This is a genomic window from Micromonospora sp. LOL_021 (genome assembly GCF_048060215.1).
GTDB lineage: Bacteria > Actinomycetota > Actinomycetes > Mycobacteriales > Micromonosporaceae > Micromonospora_E.
The window spans coordinates 32,952-52,189 of the sequence record NZ_JBHMIN010000018.1; the positions used below are offsets into that span (position 1 = coordinate 32,952).

At 71.0% G+C, this 19,238-nt stretch carries 14 protein-coding genes and 1 pseudogene; 6 read left to right on the top strand and 9 right to left on the bottom strand.

Annotation, left to right across the window (positions count from 1 at the left end; all coding sequences use genetic code 11):
- Positions 1-110 precede the first annotated feature (110 nt).
- Positions 111-1,385 (top strand): MFS transporter, encoded by a 1,275-nt coding sequence (locus tag ACFHWT_RS14210; RefSeq protein ID WP_416595067.1) that lies wholly within the window; start codon positions 111-113, stop codon positions 1,383-1,385.
- A 21-nt stretch (positions 1,386-1,406) separates the two neighbouring features.
- On the opposite strand, the gene ACFHWT_RS14215 is transcribed toward ACFHWT_RS14210, so the two are convergent.
- Positions 1,407-2,093 (bottom strand): nucleoside/nucleotide kinase family protein, encoded by a 687-nt coding sequence (locus ACFHWT_RS14215; RefSeq protein WP_416595068.1) that lies wholly within the window; start codon positions 2,091-2,093, stop codon positions 1,407-1,409.
- A gap of 272 nt (positions 2,094-2,365) precedes the next feature.
- Here ACFHWT_RS14215 and ACFHWT_RS14220 point away from each other — a divergent pair, with 272 nt between their 5' ends.
- Both ACFHWT_RS14220 and ACFHWT_RS14225 read left to right on the top strand, forming a co-directional pair.
- Positions 2,366-3,820, top strand: coding sequence for a glycoside hydrolase family 43 protein (locus tag ACFHWT_RS14220; protein WP_416595069.1), 1,455 nt, complete (start codon positions 2,366-2,368; stop codon positions 3,818-3,820).
- 103 nt (positions 3,821-3,923) lie between these two features.
- Positions 3,924-4,910, top strand: coding sequence for a diacylglycerol/lipid kinase family protein (locus ACFHWT_RS14225; RefSeq protein WP_416595070.1), 987 nt, complete (start codon positions 3,924-3,926; stop codon positions 4,908-4,910).
- Between the two features lie 76 nt (positions 4,911-4,986).
- On the opposite strand, the gene ACFHWT_RS14230 is transcribed toward ACFHWT_RS14225, so the two are convergent.
- From ACFHWT_RS14230 to ACFHWT_RS14240, 3 genes are all read right to left on the bottom strand, one after another.
- Positions 4,987-7,074, bottom strand: coding sequence for a glycogen debranching N-terminal domain-containing protein (locus ACFHWT_RS14230; protein WP_416595071.1), 2,088 nt, complete (start codon positions 7,072-7,074; stop codon positions 4,987-4,989).
- Positions 7,046-7,459 (bottom strand): SCP2 sterol-binding domain-containing protein, encoded by a 414-nt coding sequence (locus ACFHWT_RS14235; protein WP_416595072.1) that lies wholly within the window; start codon positions 7,457-7,459, stop codon positions 7,046-7,048. Before ACFHWT_RS14235 ends, ACFHWT_RS14230 begins: the two co-directional genes overlap by 29 nt.
- A 107-nt stretch (positions 7,460-7,566) precedes the next feature.
- Entirely contained in the window at positions 7,567-8,556 is a 990-nt protein-coding gene (locus ACFHWT_RS14240; RefSeq protein WP_416595073.1) for a threo-3-hydroxy-L-aspartate ammonia-lyase, read from the bottom strand.
- A gap of 395 nt (positions 8,557-8,951) precedes the next feature.
- Here ACFHWT_RS14240 and ACFHWT_RS14245 point away from each other — a divergent pair, with 395 nt between their 5' ends.
- The 3 genes from ACFHWT_RS14245 to ACFHWT_RS14255 all read left to right on the top strand — a co-directional run bounded on the left by ACFHWT_RS14245 (position 8,952) and on the right by ACFHWT_RS14255 (position 15,227).
- A complete protein-coding gene (locus ACFHWT_RS14245) occupies positions 8,952-10,385 on the top strand; it encodes an endo-1,4-beta-xylanase (RefSeq protein ID WP_416595074.1) in 1,434 nt (477 codons plus the stop codon).
- A 260-nt stretch (positions 10,386-10,645) separates the two neighbouring features.
- The gene (locus ACFHWT_RS14250; RefSeq protein ID WP_416595075.1) at positions 10,646-12,703 is read left to right on the top strand and encodes a DNA gyrase/topoisomerase IV subunit B; all 2,058 of its coding nucleotides are present in this window, start codon (positions 10,646-10,648) and stop codon (positions 12,701-12,703) included.
- A gap of 40 nt (positions 12,704-12,743) precedes the next feature.
- The gene (locus tag ACFHWT_RS14255) at positions 12,744-15,227 is read left to right on the top strand and encodes a DNA gyrase/topoisomerase IV subunit A (protein WP_416595076.1); all 2,484 of its coding nucleotides are present in this window, start codon (positions 12,744-12,746) and stop codon (positions 15,225-15,227) included.
- A gap of 49 nt (positions 15,228-15,276) precedes the next feature.
- Here ACFHWT_RS14255 and ACFHWT_RS14260 read toward each other — a convergent pair whose 3' ends face one another.
- The 5 genes and pseudogenes from ACFHWT_RS14260 to ACFHWT_RS14280 all read right to left on the bottom strand — a co-directional run.
- Positions 15,277-15,510 carry a hypothetical protein gene (locus ACFHWT_RS14260; RefSeq protein ID WP_416595077.1) on the bottom strand — a complete coding sequence of 78 codons (234 nt, stop codon included), beginning with the start codon at positions 15,508-15,510 and terminating at the stop codon, positions 15,277-15,279.
- Positions 15,459-15,641 (bottom strand): hypothetical protein, encoded by a 183-nt coding sequence (locus ACFHWT_RS14265; protein WP_416595078.1) that lies wholly within the window; start codon positions 15,639-15,641, stop codon positions 15,459-15,461. The genes ACFHWT_RS14260 and ACFHWT_RS14265 overlap by 52 nt, the downstream gene beginning before the upstream one ends.
- The gene (locus tag ACFHWT_RS14270; RefSeq protein ID WP_416595079.1) at positions 15,629-16,006 is read right to left on the bottom strand and encodes a glycosyltransferase 87 family protein; all 378 of its coding nucleotides are present in this window, start codon (positions 16,004-16,006) and stop codon (positions 15,629-15,631) included. Before ACFHWT_RS14270 ends, ACFHWT_RS14265 begins: the two co-directional genes overlap by 13 nt.
- A 69-nt stretch (positions 16,007-16,075) precedes the next feature.
- Positions 16,076-17,287 carry a tetratricopeptide repeat protein gene (locus ACFHWT_RS14275; protein ID WP_416595138.1) on the bottom strand — a complete coding sequence of 404 codons (1,212 nt, stop codon included), beginning with the start codon at positions 17,285-17,287 and terminating at the stop codon, positions 16,076-16,078.
- Positions 17,288-17,296: 9 nt separating this feature from the next.
- Positions 17,297-19,159: pseudogene (locus ACFHWT_RS14280) on the bottom strand (AfsR/SARP family transcriptional regulator); the annotation flags it as partial.
- Positions 19,160-19,238: the final 79 nt, after the last annotated feature.

A 19,238-nucleotide genomic window follows, 5' to 3' on the forward strand; every position in this document is an offset into this window, starting at 1 on the left:
GTAAAGAATCTTGACAACGTTCCGCACAGCCGACGTCTCGCAGGAAAGGGCACACACATGTCTGTGCCAGCGCCCAGGGGCATCCTCGTCGAGAGACCTGGCTGACCATGGTGCCCGCCGCGGTCGAGGCCCGCCGGATCCGACACCGGCCGATGGCCGCGCTGTTCACCGGCGCGGCGGTGACCCACGTGTCGATGGTCGGTGCGAGCACGGTGAGCACTCTCGTCGGGGCGCAGTTGCTCAGCCCGCTGTGGATCGGCATACCGAACGCGGCCGGAATCGTCGGCTCCGCCGTCGGCACCCTGACGCTCACCGCCGTGCTGGCCAAACGTGGCAGCCGTACCGCGCTCGTGTCGGGCTACCTGGTCGCGGTCGTCGGTGCGGTCGTCGCGGGCGGCGCCGTGCTGGCCGACGCGGCGGGCCTGCTGATGGTCGGCATGCTGCTGCTCGGTGTCGGCAACGGCGCAGCGCAGCTGGCCCGGTACTGCGCGGCGGACCTGTACCCGCCCGACCGCAGGGGTTTCGCGGTCGGCGTCGTCGTCTGGGCGGGTACCGTCGGCGCGTTGGCCGGGCCCAACCTGATCGCGCCACTCGCGCGGTTCTCCGCCGGGCTGGGTCTGCCGCCGCTCGCCGGGCCGTACCTCTTGGCGCTGGTCGCTGCGGGTGCCGCGGCAGCGGCGTCGGCGACCCTGCCGACGACCCGGGCCGGTACGCGGCGCGCTGCCCTGACGCCCGGTGACACGAAGCCGGGTGCCGTGTCGGTCGGGGTGTGGCGACGTCCGGTGGTCCGTACCGCGGTGGTGTCGATGACCGCCGGCCAGGTGTCGATGGTCGCCGTGATGACAGTGACGCCGTTGCACATGGACATGCACGGTCACGGCCTTGGCGCGGTAGGTGCGGTGGTCAGCTCACACATGCTCGGCATGTTCCTGCTGGCGCCGCTGTCCGGGCACATCGTCGACCGGTTCGGGGCACGGACGGCGATCCTCGCCGGCATCGGGTTGATCGCCCTGTCCACGATGGTCGCATTGATGCCGGCGGCCGCAAGCGCGCAACTGTACGTCGCGCTGTTCCTACTCGGTTCCGGCTGGAACCTCACCTTCGTCGGCGGCAGCGGCCTGCTCACCCAGTCGTTGACACTCGCCGACCGCCAGCACGTCCAGGGGGGCGTGGACGCGGTCGCCTGGGGAGCCTCGGCGGTGGCCAGCGTCGGTGCCGGAATGGTGCTCGGCACCGTCGGGTACCCGGTGTTGGCGGTCAGTGCCGGTGCGGCGGTGCTGCTCCCGTTGTTCCTGCTGGCCCGGGCGGATGGCCCGGCCGCCGCCCCGTCCTCCGGCGGAGCCGAGGACCCGCCGGACCGGCACGGCGGGCAGCCGTGCTGCTAGCCGTGCCGGTCAGCCGTGCCGCTAGCGTCCGCCGGGCCGGGGCGGCCGGTCAACCGGGCGCGGAGCGTCGCCGTCGGCCGGTCCCAACGTGGTCATGTCGACGACGAGGTCGGCCCGGTCTCGACCGGCCCCGATCAACCGGGCGTTCGGGTCGTCGACCGTGGCTACCCAGGCGCGGGCGGCGGCGGGTGACTTGCCGAACTCGACGTGCCGGCGGATGAGACGGTCCCGCCGTACGTCGTCGTCGAGTTGGCAGAACCACACCTCGGCCAGCAGCGTGCGTACCGCCGTCCAGGGCTCTGCGTCCGCGAGCAGGTAGTTTCCTTCGGTGACGACCAGCCGTACCGGTGGGTCCACCGCGACGGTGCCGGCCACCGGTTGTTCGAGGTCGCGTTCGAAACCCGGCGCCCAGACGGTCCGATGCCGTTCGGTCCGCAGCCGGTGCAGCAGGGCGAGGTAGCCGTCACCGTCGAAGGTGTCGATGGCGCCCTTGCGGTCGCGCCGGCCGAGCCGGTCCAGTGCCGCGTCGGACAGGTGGAAGCCGTCCATCGGCACCAGCGCCGCCGGGACCCCGACCTGCCGCAGCCCGGCGACCAGCAGCGCCGCCAGCGTCGACTTGCCCGCCGCCGGGCAGCCGGTGATGCCGAGGAGGAGTCGGCCGTCGCGGGGGACAAGCCGGCGGGCACGTGCGACGAGTTCATCGAGCATGCACCAGCTTAAGCAGCGCCGGGGAGCCGCTGGCCGACTCCCCGGCGGACGAGGGTACCCGCGCCCCGGCCCGCAACCCATTGACATCGAGACTGCCCGTAGTTAACACTGTCGATTCAATCCGGCAATCGCGTGGCAATCGTACCAGGTGTCATGTTAGCGCTAACATTGGAGCCACTGGCTGCGGCGTCGCTGCCGTCCGGTGCCCGGTCGTAGGCAGCGGACCACCGGCATTGGCCGGACCGGACCAACTTTGACAGATAGGAGACCCGATGTCGCGGACCCTTGCCCGGCTAAGCGCCGTCCTTGCCGCCGCCTGCCTGCTGTTCACCTCATGGTCGGTGACCGCGGCGAGACCGGCTGTCGCCCTCGACCCGTTCACCGGATACCTGTTGGCCCACTTCACCGGGGAGTCGACCAACGGCGAGCAGATCTATCTGGCGCACAGTACCGACGGGCTGCGCTGGACCGACCTCAACAACGGGAGCCCGGTCCTGCTATCCACAGTGGGCACCCGTGGGGTGCGGGACCCGGTCCTGGTCCGCGCACCGGCCGGCGACCGGTACTGGATCATCGCCACCGATCTGCGGATCGCCAGCGGCACGTCGTGGAACGACGCCGCCAACCGGGGCAGCACCTCGATCGTCGTATGGGAGTCCACCGACCTGGTCAACTGGTCGGCACCGTGGCTGCTCAACGTCGCCGGCGGTATCGCGGGCGCCGGCAACGCCTGGGCACCTGAGGCGATCTACAACCCGGCGACCGGGGACTACGTCGTCTACTGGGCGACCAACTCGGCCCGCAACGGGGTCACCAAGCACCGCATCTGGTACGCGCGGACCAGCGACTTCCGGACCATCGGTGCTCCGCAGCTCTACATCGACCGGGGCAGCGGCCAGGGCATCATCGACACCCAGATCATCGAGGTCCCGAACAGCGTCGGCGGCTACCGCTACTACCGGGCGTCGGCCGACGGTCACATCACCATCGAGGCGAGCAACTCGATCCTCGGTAACTGGACGACCCTCGGCAATTTGTCGCACCTGGGTATCTCGAACGGCACCGGCGGCGGCAATGTCGTTGAGGGCCCGATGTGGGCCCAGTTCAACGGCCGTGACGAGTGGGTGCTCTGGCTTGACCAGTACGCCACCGGCCGTGGCTACCTGCCGGTCACCTCGACCAACCTGGGCAGCACGGGCAACTTCCGGACCCGGTCGGACTACAGCATGGGCGGCAGCCGCAAGCGGCACGGATCGATCCTCAACCTGACTGCGGCCGAGCAGGCCAGGGTGCTTGGCCGTTGGGGCGCCACCACCCCGGTGAACCGGATCCAGTCGTACAACTACCCGGACCGCTACGTGCGGCACGCCGACTTCGACGTGCGCATCGACGCCAACGTCAGCCCGGCCCAGGACGCCCAGTTCCGGCTGGTGCCCGGCCTGACCGGCGGCTCGGGGTACGTCTCGATCGAATCGGTCAACTATCCGGGCCACTACTTGCGGCACTACGCGTACGACTTCGAGTTGGCACCCGACGACGGCTCGACGGTCTTCGCCGCCGACGCCACCTTCCGCCGGGTCGCCGGACTGGCCGACGCCGGATGGTCCTCGTTCCAGTCCTACAACTTTCCGGACCGCTACGTCCGGCACTACGGCTACCACCTGCGCCTCGACCCGATCACCGACGCGCAGGCACGCGCCGACGCCACCTTCCGCGTCACCGGCTGACTGACCCGGTAGGCGGTGTCCCCGCAGACGGAGAGACCGCCCACCGGCGGCGCGGACCGGCGTCGACTGGTCCGCGCCGGCTCCGGTGGCCCACACTGACCTGGTGCAGAAGCAGACAGCGCCGGTACGGTCCGCCGTGGTGGTCAACCCGACGAAGGTCACCGACCTGGACGGCCTCCGGGCGGCGGTCGACGCGACCCTGGCCGAAGCCGGCTGGGCGGCACCGATCTGGCGGGAGACGACGGTCGACGAACCGGGGCGGACGCAGGCCCGGGACGCGGTCGCGGCCGGGGTCGACGTCGTGTTCGCCTGCGGCGGCGACGGCACCGTGATGTCGTGTGTCGCCGGCCTGGTCGGCACCGACGTGGCGCTCGCCATCCTGCCGGCCGGCACCGGTAACCTGCTCGCCGCGAACCTGGGGCTGTCGACCGACCTCGCGGCCGGGCTGGAGGTCGCGGTGGAGCGGCAGACCCGCCGGCTCGACGTCGGTCGACTCGACGACGACCGCTGCTTCGTGGTGATGGCCGGCATGGGGTTCGACGCGAGCATGCTGGCCGCCACCTCCGAGCAGGCCAAGGCGCGGATCGGCTGGCCGGCGTACGTTGCCGGCGCGCTGCGGCACCTGCGGGACCGGCCGGTGCCGGTGCGGGTCCAGATCGACGACCAGCCGCCGGTATGGACCCGGGCCCGCACCGTGCTGGTGGCCAACGTCGGCCGGCTGCAGGGCGGGATGACCCTGCTGGCCGACGCCGAACCCGACGACGGACTGCTCGACGTCGCCGTGCTGACGCCACGGACGCTGCGGCACTGGCTCGCGCTGGCCTGGGCACTGGTGCGGAGTCGGCGACGGGTGCCGCGGATGCAGGTGTACCGGGGGCGCCAGGTGTCGGTGACCAGTGACCGCGACCAACCCCGCGAACTCGACGGCGACCTGATTGAACCCGGTGCCACGCTGCGGGTGACGGTCCAGCCGGCGGCGCTCCTGCTCTGCGTTCCGCGTCCGGCAGATGACCCGGACCTGTCGGTGGACGCCGGTGCGGCCGCGCGGCGCGGCGCGGCGCTTGTCGAACGTACCCGTCACGCGCGATGACCCGGCCCGGGGCACGACCGGCCCCGGAACTGTCGCTGCGACACTCCGTTCTGCCGCTGCCGCTGGACGGTGACACTCAGCCGTTGTCGCTGTGTCCCAGCCGGGCGAGCAGCCCGGTGTGCTGTCGCTGGTGGCGCTCGGCCCGTCGGCCGAGCGCGTCCGCCCGGCCCCACCGGCCGGGTACGTCGAGTAGCTCGATCCGGGGTATCGACGGTGGGAGATGTGGGTCGACGCCCAGGTGGTCCTGGTATGGAGTGAGATCCAGCATGGTACGCAGCAGAAGCAGCACCGCCCCCGCCGACCAGCCCTGTGGGCTGCACGCCGTCGGATACTCGACCGGATATCCGGTCAACTCGCGCCGGTAGCCGGCGAAGGCCTCCGGCAGCCGTCCGTCGAAGAACCCGGACGCCTCGATCATCCCTTCGGCGATCCGGGCGGCCTCCTCCCGGAACCCGTACCGGCGCAGCCCCCAGGCGATGATCGAGTTGTCGAACGGCCAGACCGACCCGACGTGGTAGCCGACCGGGTTGTACCGTGCCTCGGTCTCGGCCAGCGTCCGTACCCCCCAGCCGGAGAACATCGCCGGGCCGAGCAGGTGTTCGGCCACCTTGCCGGCCCGACCCGGCTCGACGATGCCGCTCCACAGCAGGTGCCCCATGTTCGACGCCAGCGCGTCGACCGGGGTGCCGTCCGGATCGAGAGCGAGCGCGTAGTACTCGCCGTCGGCCACCCAGAAGTCGCGGTTGAACCGCTGCTTCAGGTCGGCCGCCTCCCGCTCCAGCCGGTCGGCGTACGCCGGGTCGTTCCAGAACTGGCGGGCCAGCCGGGCGCCACGGATCTTGGCGTCGTAGGCGTAGCCCTGCAGCTCGCAGGTTGCCCTCGGCAGCGCGGACAGCCGTCCGTCGTGATAGGAAATTGCGTCCCAGGAGTCCTTCCAGCACTGGTTTTCCAGGCCGTTGCGGGTGTTGCGTCGCCAGTAGGAGACGTAGCCGTTGCCGACCAGGTCGCCGTACTCGTCGATCCAGTGCAGCGCGGCGCGGGCCTGGCGTTCGAGCCCATGGACCAGTTCGACGTCGCCGCTCCACCGTTCGTACTCGTCGAGCAGGATCACGAACAGCGGAGTGGCGTCGGCCGAGCCGTAGTACGGGGTGTGCGGCTGCTCCTCGAACGCCGCCGACTCGCCGTACCGGAACTCGTGCAGGATCTTGCCGGGCTCCTCCTCCCGCAGGTCGTCGAGGCTGCCGCCCTGCAACGAGCCGAGCAGCCGTAGCACCGGGGGAGTGAGCCGGGGCAGGAACGGCATGGTCTGCAGGCTGATGAAGATGCTGTCCCGGCCGAACAGCGTCATGAACCAGGGCAGTCCGGCGGTCGGGATCGCCCCGGTGGCGGTCAGCGAGGCGTACCGCATGGCGGCGAGGTCGATCAGGCTCCGCTCGTACGCCGTGGTCAGATTGGGGTTGTCGGCGAGCAATTCCGGTGCCTGGTCGATCCAGTGCTCGAGCTCTTGGCGCACCTGCGGTCGGGCCCGGCGCCGGTAGGCCCCCCAGATGGTCGGCGACGCGGTGTCGCCGCCGTTGATCACCGGTTCCACCCGGAGCTCGGTCTGCCACTGACCGCGCGGCTCCAGATCGACGTCGAATGTCATGCCGTCGTCGTCGGTCCGGGCGGGGAGTGTGCTGGAGATGACGGTGTCCCGCTGGAAGGTCTCCCGTCGGTAGCTGTACCGTAGCCGGCCGTCGTCGTGGCGGACCGACTTCGTGCCGCGCTTGTGCTGGACGTCCTTGATCTCGAACAGGTCCGCGAAGTCGGTGTCCATGTCGACTCGCAGGGTCAGGGTGGCCGGCGCGATGTCGTGGTTGAGCACGGTGAGCCGCTCGATGAACGCCGCGCCGATCGACTGCTCACGGATGACGGACAGCTTGGCGTCAACGTAGTGGGTGGGCCGGCCGGGCACGAGGAAGAACCGGGTCTCGAAGAAGTGCAGGTCGTCCTGGGACAGCGCGTTCAGCCGGTGGCCGTCGATCCGGAGCACCCAGGTGGACAGGAAGCGCGTGTCGAACGAGAACAGGCCGGTCGGCAGGTCTGGTGAGGCGGTGACGTCGCCGCGCTCGTCAGTCACCACGAAGGTGTTCCCGTCAAGGATGCTGACTGTCTTCTCGTTCATTCGCGGCGGCCTCCCTCCGGGTGAAGTCCCTTGGATGCAGCCCGGCCGGGACACGGCCGAAAAGGACCCGGCAGAGCTGGTCCGCGAGTCCCAGGTCTCCCTCGACGACGACCGCGTTACGGAACAGCAGGGGAATGAACCGGTCCTCGCCCCGGGCCAACCGGTTGAAGCAGACCCGGTCGCTGCGGACGACCGAATCCGGCTCGGGCCCCGTCGACGACACCTGGACCTTCCCGGTTCCCAGGGTGACAAACCAGTACGTCGTCCTGCTCTCGTCGTGCACGTCGAAGCGAACGGTGCCGCTCAACCGGGGTGGCAGCCGGGTCAGGACCGAGCTTGCGTCGCGAGCCAGCCGCTCCAGCGCGTCTTCGACTGTGTCGACCATCCGGTCCGACCTCCTCACGCTGTGTAACGTCCCCGGTGCACCGTAGGGCGGGTCGAGGCCGGCTCGCATCACCCGCGTCGGGTGAGCTACCGGAGGTCAGCCGGGGTTCAGCCGGCCGAGGGTGACTCGGCGGTGGACAGCAGGTCGACGAAGCGCCGGGTGTCGACGTTGCCGCCGGAGACGATCACGCCGACCCGCCGTGCAGTCGGCACCGGTCGTCCCGCCAGCAGGGCGGCCAGCCCGGTCGCGCCACTGGGCTCGACGACGATCCGCATCCGGTCGAAGGCGAACCGCATCGCAGCCCGGATCTCGTCATCGTCGACCAGGACGACGCTGTCGAGCAGTCGTTGGTTCACCGAGAAGGTCAGCTCGCCGGGCGTCTCGGCGGCCTGGCCGTCGGCGATCGTGCGCGGCACCGGGATGGTGACCCGCCGGCCGGCGGCCAGCGATCGCAGCGTGTCGTCGCCGGCCGAAGGCTCGACGCCGATCATCCGGATCCGGGGCAGCAGTCCTTTCGCCGCGACCGCGCTGCCCGCCGCCAGCCCGCCGCCGCCGACCGGCACCAGCAGCGCGTCGAGCGGGCCGAGCTCTTCGACCAGTTCGAGGGCTGCGGTGCCCTGCCCGGCGATGACGTGCGGGTGATCGTATGGCGGGACCAGGGTGAGCCCGCGTTCGGCGGCCAACGCCGTACCGATGGCGACCCGGTCACCGGTGTACCGGTCATAGGTGACGATCTCGGCCCCGTAGCCGCGGACCGCCGCCGTCTTGGCAGCCGGGGTGTCCTGCGGCATCACGATCACTGCGGTGCTGCCCAACTCCCGGGCGGCCAGCGCGACGGCTTGGGCGTGATTGCCGGACGAGTACGCGGCGATGCCCCGGGCCAGTTGGGCCGGTGACAGCCGGGAGATCGTGTTGTAGGCGCCACGGAACTTGAACGCCCCGACCCGTTGCAGGTTCTCGCACTTGACGAAGACCTCGGCGCCGACCATGGCGTCCAGAGTGCGCGAGCGCAGCACGGGGGTGCGGTGTGCGGCGCCGGCTATCCGCGCGGCCGCGTCGCGGACGTCGTGCAAGGTGACCGGTGTCGAGTCCGTCAAGGTGCTTCCTCCCGGGGCGCTCATCTGACAGAGTTCCATACAGCGGCCGGGCGAGTCGCAGCCGGCCGGCTGGTGTCCATGCCGCATTGTCCGGGCGCGGCCGACACCGCCGACCCGTAGCGCGACGGTGCCGCTGACGGTGTTGCGCGCGGTGTCCGGATCTGCCCGGATCTTTTCCCGAAAATTTCGGTACCTCTGGTCTCGCCATCAGGTGCCGATGCTGTGCTGCCGTCCCCCGGATCGCTGGCTGAACAGCGGGTCGGCCGGTATCGGTCTTGGTCATTGAGTTACCGGAAGTTTTCCGTTAGCATCGCTCAACAGCACTTCGATCAAAGTCGATGTGTGGCCGAGGTTCGCCTGCCGACCACACTCCGCACCGAGAGGCAACCATCACCATGACCCATCAATCCGCCAGCAGACCGAGGAGAAGGGGACCGCGGGCCGCGTTGGCCTCCGCCGCGGTGGTCGCCCTCGCCGCCGGTACCGCGCTGCTGTACGCGACCTCCGCCAGCGCCGCCGAGTCCACGCTCGGCGCGGCCGCGGAGCAGTCCGGCCGGTACTTCGGTGCCGCCGTCGCGGCCAACAAGCTCAGCGACTCGACGTACGTGAACATCCTCAACCGGGAGTTCAACAGCGTCACCGCCGAGAACGAGATGAAACTCGACGCCACCGAGCCGCAGCAGGGCCAGTTCAACTTCAGTAACGGCGACCGGATCGTCAACCATGCCATCTCCCGCGGCATGGCCGTCCGCGGCCACACCCTCGCCTGGCACTCCCAGCAACCCGGCTGGATGCAGCAGATGGAAGGCGCCCCACTGCGTCAGGCCATGCTCAACCACGTCACCCAGGTCGCCTCCTACTACCGGGGCAAGATCCACTCCTGGGACGTGGTGAACGAGGCCTTTGCCGACGGCGGTAGCGGTGCCCGACGCGACTCCAACCTGCAGCGCACCGGCAACGACTGGATCGAGGCGGCGTTCCGGGCCGCCCGCGCCGCCGACCCCGGCGCCAAGCTCTGCTACAACGACTACAATATCGACAACTGGTCCTGGGCCAAGACCCAGGCCGCGTACAACATGGTCCGCGACTTCAAGCAGCGCGGCGTGCCGATCGACTGTGTCGGCCTGCAGTCGCACTTCAACAGCGGCTCGCCGTACCCGTCGAACTACCGCACCACGCTGTCCAGCTTCGCCGCCCTCGGCGTCGACGTGCAGATCACCGAGCTCGACATCGAAGGCTCCGGCAGCAGCCAGGCCAACACCTACCGCAACGTGGTGCAGGACTGCCTGGCGGTGTCCCGCTGCACCGGCATAACCGTCTGGGGCATCCGGGACTGCGACTCGTGGCGCAGCGGCGGCACCCCGCTGCTGTTCGAGTGCAACGGCAACAAGAAGCAGGCGTACGACGCGACCCTGGCCGCGCTCAACGCCGGCGGCACCCCGCCGCCGACCACGGCCCCGCCGCCGACCACGGCCCCGCCCACGACGGCTCCGCCGCCGACCACGGCCCCGCCGACTTCGCAGCCGCCGGGCGGTGGCAACTGCTCAGCGTCGGTGATCTCACTCGACCAGTGGCCAGGTGGCTTCGTGGCGAACGTGCAGGTGACCGCCGGGTCTGCCGCGACCAGCAGTTGGACGGTGACCATGACCCTGCCGTCCGGGGCGGCGGTCACCAACGCGTGGAACTCGCAGGCCAGCGGTAGCACTGGCACGGTGCGCTTCAGCAACGCACCGTGGAACGGCCAGATCGGTGCCGGACAGTCGACCCAGTTCGGCTTCCAGGGCACCGGCACCGGCAGCGGGATGACCCCGACCTGCAGCGCCGGCTGACGGCAACCACCCCACAGGACGGGGCCGGTACGCGGGACACCCCCCGGGTACCGGCCCCGTCCGGCGTGCGGGGACTGGGATTGCAAGGGGGCGGCAGGCCGGCGCCGACGACACCCCGGTACCGGCCCGGCGCGGCGCTGTCGGTGGCTGCGGTTACGCTCGTCGGACGGTGGCCCGCAGGCCACCGTCGTTGCCCTGCCGGCCGGTCCTGCCCGCCGGCAAGGTAGGGCACCGTTGGCCGGCACCGGGAGTTCGACGCGTTGACTGCACAATCTGAGACGCTGTACGGAGCAGACGACCTCACCCACCTGGAAGGGCTGGAGGCCGTCCGCAAGCGGCCCGGCATGTACATCGGCTCCACCGACAGCCGGGGCGTCGGTCATCTGCTCAACGAGATCCTCGACAACTCCACCGACGAGGGCGTCGCCGGCCACGCCAGCCGGGTCGAGGTGACCCTGCACGCCGATGGTTCGGTCCAGGTCGACGACGACGGTCGGGGCATCCCGACCGACGTACACACCCGGTCCGGGCTGTCCGGGGTCGAGCTGGTGCTGACCCGGCTGCACGCCGGCGGCAAGTTCGGCGGCTCCGGCTACAAAGCGTCCGGCGGCCTGCACGGGGTCGGCGCGTCGGCGGTGAACGCGCTTTCGCTACGGTTCGACGTACGGGTCAAGCGGGCCGGCCGGGTGTCGGAGATGTCGTTCCAGCGGGGCGTCCCGGGTGTCTTCGACGGCCCCGGCCCGGCTGCCGGTTTCACCGAGCAGTCGGGGCTGCGGGCGGTCGGCCGGATGAAGCGCGGCGAGGCCACCGGCACCTCCATCCGATACTGGTACGACGCCCGCTACTTCGACGCCGGCGCCGCACTCGACGTGACGGCCGTACGGACCCGGCTGCGCAACACCGCCTTTCTGGTACCCGGGGTCACCTACGTGCTGCGCGACGCCACCTCCGGTGAACTGGTCGAGGAGGTGTACCACCACCCCCGGGGCCTGGTCGAGATGGTGGAGTTCCTCACCCCGAGCGGGGACCGACCGGTCAGCGGCACCCTGTCCATCACCGGCACCGGCACCTACAAGGAGAACGCCGCCGACGCCAACGGGGTGATGCAGTCGGACGTCGAACGTCGGGCCGAGGTGGAGGTCGCCCTCGGCTGGGGCACCGGCTACGAGCGGACCGTCGAGTGCTTCACCAACACCATCCGTAACGTGCACGGCGGCACCCACCGGCGGGGTTTCGAACGCGGGGTGACCCGGGCCGTCGTGGACGCCGTACGCAACAGCCGCGGCCTGCTCAAGCCCAAGGAGGATCCGCCGACCGTCGACGACGTCCTCGAAGGCATGACCGCCGTGGTGCACGTGCGGATCCCGGAGCCCCAGTTCACCTCGCAGACCAAGGACGAGCTCTCCACGGCGGGGATTACCCGGGTGGTCCAGACGGTGGTGGAGCGGCACATCAAGTCCTGGGTGGAGGACCGTCGGACCCGTACCGAGGCCCGGACGGTGCTGCAGAAGGTGGTCGACGCGGCCCGGGTCCGGCTCACCCAGAAGCAGCAGAAGGACGCCGCCCGGCGCAAGACCGCCCTGGAAGGGGCGTCCATGCCGCCGAAGCTGGTGGACTGCCGGTCGACCGGCCTGCAGCGCAGCGAGCTGTTCATCGTGGAGGGCGACAGCGCGCTCGGTTCGGCCCGGATGGCCCGCGTCGCCGAGTATCAGGCCCTGCTGCCGATCCGGGGCAAGATCTTGAACGTGCAGAAGGCCAACCTGGCCGACACGTTGCGCAACGCCGAGGTGGCGGCGATCGTCCAGGTCCTCGGCGCCGGCACCGGGCGTACCTTCGACCTCGCCGCCATGCGGTACGGCCGGGTGATCCTGATGGCCGACGCGGACGTCGACGGCTCGCACATCCGGACGCTGCTGATCACCCTGTTCGCCAAGTACCTGCGCCCGGTGATCGAGGCCGGCCGGCTGTACGCGGCGATGCCTCCGCTGCACAAGATCACTACCAAGGGCCGGAACGCGGAGACCATCTTCACCTTCACCGAGGCCGAGATGGAGCAGACCGTACGGCGGCTGGAACGGGCCGGGCGACAGGTGATCACCCCGGTGCCCCGGTTCAAGGGCCTCGGCGAGATGGACGCCGACGAGCTGTGGGAGACGACCATGAATCCGGCGACCCGCTCGGTACGCCGGATCACCCTGGCCGACGTGGAGGTCGCCGACCGCACCCTGGAGTTGCTGATGGGGGAGAAGGTCGAGCCGCGCCGCAACTGGTTGATCGACTCGGCCGGCCGGGTCGACCAGGAGAGCATCGACGCCTGAGCAGGACCCGCTCGATCGAGGAAGCGCTGGAAACGTAGAGATGGCACGCAGCAAGAGCAAGCAGTCCGGGGTCGACCTGTCCGCGTTCGACCAGGCCGGCGCCCGGATCCTGGACAACCCGCTGGAGACCGAGGTCCAGGACTCCTACCTGGAGTACGCCTACTCGGTCATCTACGCCCGGGCCCTGCCCGACGCCCGGGACGGGCTCAAGCCGGTGCACCGGCGGATCCTCTACTCGATGAGCGAGCAGGGGCACCGCCCGGACCGGGGCTACGTCAAGTCGGCCCGGGTGGTGGGCGACGTGATGGGCAAGTTTCACCCGCACGGCGATACCGCGATCTACGACGCGATGGTCCGGATGGCGCAGCACTTCTCGCTCAACGTGCCGCTGGTCGACGGGCACGGCAACTTCGGATCCCCCGACGACGGTCCGGCGGCCAGCCGCTACACCGAAGCGCGAATGTCCCGCCCGGCGATGCTGCTCGTCGGAGAGCTCGACGAGGAGACCGTCGACTTCAAGCCCAACTACGACGGCTCGCTGACCGAGCCGAAGGTGTTGCCAGCGGCCTTCCCGAACCTGCTCGTCAACGGGGCGTCCGGGATCGCCGTCGGGATGGCGACAAACATGATCCCGCACAATCTCGGTGAGGTCGTCGCGGCCACCCGCTGGCTGATCCGGCATCCCGACGCGAGCCTCGACAAGCTGATGGAGTTCGTCCCCGGCCCGGACCTGCCGACCGGTGGTCTGCTGCTCGGCCTCGACGAGGTGCGGCGCGCGTTCGCCACCGGGCGTGGGGTGGTGCGGATGCGCGCCAAGGTGCAGATCGGCCTGCTCGAGGGCAGCCGTGGGCGGCAGGCGATCACGGTGACCGAGCTTCCCTACGGGGTCGGCACCGAGCGGATCATCGAGAAGATCACCGAAGAGGTCAACAAGACCAAACGGTTGCAGGGCATCGCCGACGTCAAGGACCTGACCGACCGGGAGAACGGCACCCGCCTGGTCATCGAATGCAAGATCGGGGTCAACCCGCAGGCGTTGCTCGCCGATCTCTACCGGCTGACCCCGATGGAGCAGTCGTTCGGCGTCAACAACCTGGTGCTGGTCGACGGCCAGCCACGTACGCTCGGGCTGAAGGAGCTACTGGAAGCTTTCCTGGCCCACCGGTACGACGTCGTCACCCGACGCAGCCTTTACCGACGGAGCCGCCGCCAGGACCGACTGCACCTGGTCGACGGTCTGCTGATCGCCCTGCTCGACATCGACCGGGTGGTGCGGCTGATCCGTGGCAGCGACGACGCGCAGGCGGCGCGGGACGCGCTGATGGCCGAGTTCGGGCTGACCGCCGTCCAGGCCGGCTACATCCTCGACACCCCGCTGCGTCGGCTGACCCGGTTCGACCGGATCGAACTCGAGGCCGAGCAGGACCGGTTGCGCGACGAGATCGCCGAGCTGTCGCGGATCCTCGACGACCCCGCGGCGCTGAGGAAGCTGGTCTCCGACGAGCTGGCTAAGGTGGCCAAGCAGTTCGCCACCCCCCGGCGGACCACGCTCGTCGACGGGGACCTCAAGGAGGTGCTGGCGGCCTCGGTCCCGGCCGGTCCCCTGGAGGTCGCCGACGACCCCTGCCAGGTGATCCTGTCCGCCACCGGGCTGGTCGCCCGCACCGTCGCCGAGAGCGAGGAGTCGGTCGAGGACGCCCGCCGCAACAGCCGGGCCCGGCACGACGCGGTGCAGGCCGTGGTGCCGGCCACCGCCCGTGGCCAGGTGCTGCTCATCACTAGCACTGGCCGGGCGGTCCGTACCGACGTCCTGCCGTTGCCGGTGCTGCCGCAGCGACCCGGAACGGTATCGCTGTCCGGTGGCATGCCGGTCGCCGAACTGCTGCCGTTGGGCGCGGGTGAGCAGGTCGTCGGCCTCGCCCCGGCCACCCAACGGGACACCCCCGGACTCGCGCTGGGCACCCGCCACGGTGTGGTGAAGGTGTGCGCGCCGGACTGGCCGGTACGCGCCGACGAGTTCGAGGTGATCGGTCTGCGCGACGGCGACGAGGTCGTCGGGGCCAGTTGGCTGACCGACGGCACCGAGAGCCTGGTGTTCGTCACCACCGATGCGTCGCTGCTGCGGTTCGCCGCGAAGCTGGTCCGTCCGCAAGGGCTCAAGGGGGGCGGCATGGCCGGGATCAACCTCGCAGCCGACGCCCGGGTGCTGTTCTTCGCCGCCGTACGGACCGACGACCCGGTGCACGGCGAGCCGATGGTGGTCACCTCCACCGGGCACAACGTCAAGGTCACGCCGTTCGCCGAGTATCCCGCGAAGGGTCGGGCCACCGGTGGGGTCCGGGTGCAGCGGTTCCTCAAGGGAGAGTCGGGGCTGGAGCTGGCCTGGGTGGGTTCCCGCCCGGTCGGTGCCACCCGGTCCGGGGAATCGGTGGCGCTGCCTCAGCTCGATCCGCGCCGGGACAGTTCGGGCACCCCGGTGATGCTGGCTCCGCAGGTCGTCGGTCACCTGCTGGAACGCGGCTGACCACCGGCGATGCTGCTGGTGAGCTGGGCGACCGACCTGATTCCCGGGATCACCGTCGACACCGCGTCGTAGCTGAGCAGGAGACGCAGTGCGCCGGCGAGCGGCCCGGCTGCCAGGCACCCAGGCCGATGGCGCTGAACCGCATCCCGACGCCGATCGTGGCGGCGAACGCGACGGTCGCGGTGGCGGCGGCCAACAGCCGCCCGGTCAGCACGAGGTAGCCGATGAAGATCAGCGGCGTGAGCTTGATCCGGCGGCGACACCTATCCCGAGCCCGTGCCATCGGCCGCCCCGGCCGGCGACCAGGTCGGCCAGCACCAGCCAGGTCAGCAGCAGCCCCACCTGGCCGACCTGCAGGTGGCCGGTCACCGCGAAGATCGGCAACGCGCCGACCAAGCTACCTACTGTCCACATCGGCCCTCGTCGGGCGGCCCGATCCACCGCAGGGTCAGCCGGATGATCGCGACCAGCACCACCAGGCCCGCCGCCGTCCACCCAGCGACGGCGACCGGCATCGCGACCACGGCCAGCGGCTGCATCAGCAGCGCGGCGAACGGCGGGTAGGTCAAACCCAGCGCGATGCCGTCCGTGGTGTGGTGGACCGCCTGGTACAGCTGTCCGTCACCGCTGGCGGCGGCGACCGCAGCCGCCCGGTACGCGGCCAGGTCCCCCCGAAACAGGCCGGTGGTGTGATGCAGCCCGCCGGCGGCGACGCCCAGCACAGCGGTGAACGCCCCGGCGAACAGCCAACTGCGTACCGCCGGTCGTCGGTCGCCCACCTGCGCGGTCCCTGCGCGGGCCACGTCCGCCGGTAGGGCATCGCGGGCGAAGGGCGACCGGCGCCGTGCTCACCGACCCGGTACCGGTGCGCTGACCGTGACCGTGACCGTGACCGGGGCGGTGCCGGGCCCGGTGTCGGTCCGCTCCCGGTCCGCAGCGTTCAGCCGGGCCCGAATCTGCTCGGCCTCGGGAGCGCCGATCGCGCTGAAGTGGGCCAGCGCGTGGCGCCAGTGGTCCCGTACGTCGTCGGGGGTGGTGGCGTCCGGATCGGTGGCCGCCTGTCGCCGGTCAGCGTCGGCCAACCGCTGCCCGGCGCGGGCCAGTCCGGCGTGCGCCCGGGCCTGCTGCGCCCGGTCGCCGATCTGCGCGGAGATCGACAGCGCCTGCCGGTAGTGGCCGCGGGCCGCGGTGGCGTGACCGACCTCCATCAGCGCGTCCGCCAGTCCGACCAGGGCGGACGCCGCACCCATCGGCTGACTGGTGTCCCGGTAGATCTCCAGGGCCCGTCCGTGATGGTCGGCCGCGGCCCGGAAGCTGCCCAGCCGGGCGTGCAACTGGCCCAGCGAGTCCAGTGCGAACGCCATCCCCACCCGGTGCCCGATCCGTCGGCACAGGGCGATCGCGTCGGACAGGTGCTCGGCCGCCTCGGCGTAGCGGCCCCGCAGTACGGCGATCCAGCCGAGGTTGCCCAGCGCCATCGCCTCGCCGTGCGCCTCACCAGCCTCCCGCAGCAGGCCGAGCGCCTCCCGCAGATGGGCGGTGGCCTGGTCGTACTGGCCCTGCTGGCCGTGGAAGACGCCGAGGTTGCCCAGCGCGCGGGCCTCCCCGGCACGTTCGCCGGTCTGCCGGTACAGCACCAGCGCACGCTGCAGATGGTCGGCGACCAGCTGCCGGTGCCCCTGCATCCCGTACACCACGGCGATGTTCGTCATCATGTGCGCCTGCGAGTCCCGGTCGCCGATGATCTCGGCCGCGAGTAGACCGTGGTGGTGCACGGTGACCGCGTCCGGGTAGTGGCCGGCACCCTCCAGGTAGCGGAAGATGGTGAGCACCAGACGCCGGGCGTGTTCCGGCCAGCCGTTCCCGGCGGTGTGCACGACGGCGCCGACCAGGTTGGCCCGCTCCTGCTCCAGCCAGGCCCGGGCCGCGGCGGCGTCGAGCAGCGGCCGAGCCGCGACGTTCGGGCCGGTCACCGCCGGCCGTCGGTGTCGCTCGGCGGGGAAGAGCAGATCCATGGCGGTCGCGGCGGTATGCAGGTAGTGGTCGAACAGGACGGTCATCGCCCGGTGCCGGTCGACCGGTGACTCCTGCTGGCCGGCGAGGTCCACGGCGTACGCCCGGAGCAGGTCGTGCATCCCGTAACGATGGCCGGGACCACGTTCGATCAGGTGGGCGCGGGCGAGTAGCTCGAGCAACCGCCGGGCGTCGGGCACCGAGGTGGCGGTGATCGCGGCGGCGGCGTGCGGCTCCAGATCAGCTCCGGGATGCAGCCCCAGCAGCCGGAATGCGCGGGCGGCGTCGGCGGGCAGATGCAGGTAGGACCAGGAGAACACCGCACGTACGCCGGTGCGCCGGTCGCCACCGGCGTCGAGCAGATCGAGGCGCCGGTGCTGATCGGCGAGTTCGCGGACCAGCTCGACCAGTGGCGCGGTGGGGCGGGTGGCCGCCAGTTCCGCGGCTACCCGCAGGGCCAGCGGGAGACGGGCGCAGTGCGCGGCGAGGACCGCTGCGGCGGTGTGTTCGACGGCGGCCCGGGCACCGATCAGTCGGTGGATGAGCGCCACCGCCTCGGCCAGCGGCAGCGGATCGAGGCCGACCCGGCGGGCGCCGTGCCGGGCGACCAGCCCGGCCAGCGAGTCCCGGCTGGTGACCAGGACGAGACAGGACGGCGAGCCGGGCAGCAGCGGCCGGACCTGCTCCGCCGACGCCGCGTTGTCGAGCACCACCAGCATTCGCCGTCCGTCGGCCAGGCTGCGGTAGCAGGCCGCCCGTTCGTCGAGGTCCAGCGGCAGGTCTGGACCGGCGACGCCGAGGGCCCGCAGGAAGCCGGCGAGCGCCTGGCCAGGGGAGACGGGCTGCTCGGCGTCGTAGCCCTGCAGATCGACGTAGAGTTGGCCGTCGGGGAACCGGTGTCGGACCCGGTGGGCCCAGCGGACGGCGAGCGCGGTCTTGCCGACGCCAGCGGTTCCGGACACTGCGGCGACGGTCACCCCTGACGACCGGTCCGCGTCGTCGTCGGTCCGCCCGTGGGCGTCGTCGAGCAGTTGGTCGAGCTCGGCCAGCTCGGTGACTCGGCCGGTGAAGTCGGGGATGTCGGCCGGCAGCTGGGCCGGTGCCGGTTCGGGTGTTGCCCGGCCGGGTTCGCCGCTCGAGGGTCGGGCATCCGGGGCCACGGTCAGCTCCTCGTCGTGCAGCAGCGCGGTGTGTGCGGCGGTCAGCTCCGGCCCGGGATCGACGCCGAGCTCGTCGGTCAGGTGCCGGCGCACCCGGTGGTACGTATGGAACGCCCGGGCACGGTGTCCTGCGGCGTGGTACGCCCGGATCAGTCGGGCCTGTGCCGCCTCGTCCAGTGGCTGTGCGGCGGCGGCCTCCTCCAGAGCCGTCACCGCCTCGGCGGCCCGCCCGGCGGCGATCATGATGTCGCCGTACCGGGCCAGGGCGGTGTGCCTTTCCTCGCGCAACGCGATGACCCGGGGATGCTCGGCCAACGTCGGGATGTCGGCCATCGGCGGGCCGAGCCACAGCCCGAGGGCCTGTTCGAGTTCGTCGGCCGCACGACTCAGTTCGCCGTTGCGCTGCAGACCTGCTGCGGCGGCGAGCCGGTGGCGGAAGACCCCCGCGTCGACCTCCGAAGCGGGTAGCCGTAGCGCGTAGCCGTCTGCGACCTGGGGGAGCACCGTGCTCGGAGCGCGGGGCGGCCGGTCGGGTTCGAGCCGTCGCCGCAGGTGCTTGATGTGGGTCTGGATCACGTTTCGGGCGGTCGGTGGCGGCTGCCGGTCGACCCAGACCGCAGCCGAGATCTCTGCCGCTCGCACCGGTTGTCCGGCCGCGATCGCGAGCAGTCCCAGGATGGCCCGTTGAGCCGTTGGTCCGAGATCCAGTTGTTCACCGTCGCGCCAGGCGCAGACCTGACCGAGGATCCGGATACGCAAAGTCGTCACCCTCGCCGGTCGTACCGAATGCCGCCGCTCGGAACGGGTTGGCCGTGTACGTCGGTCGGCTGACCTCAAC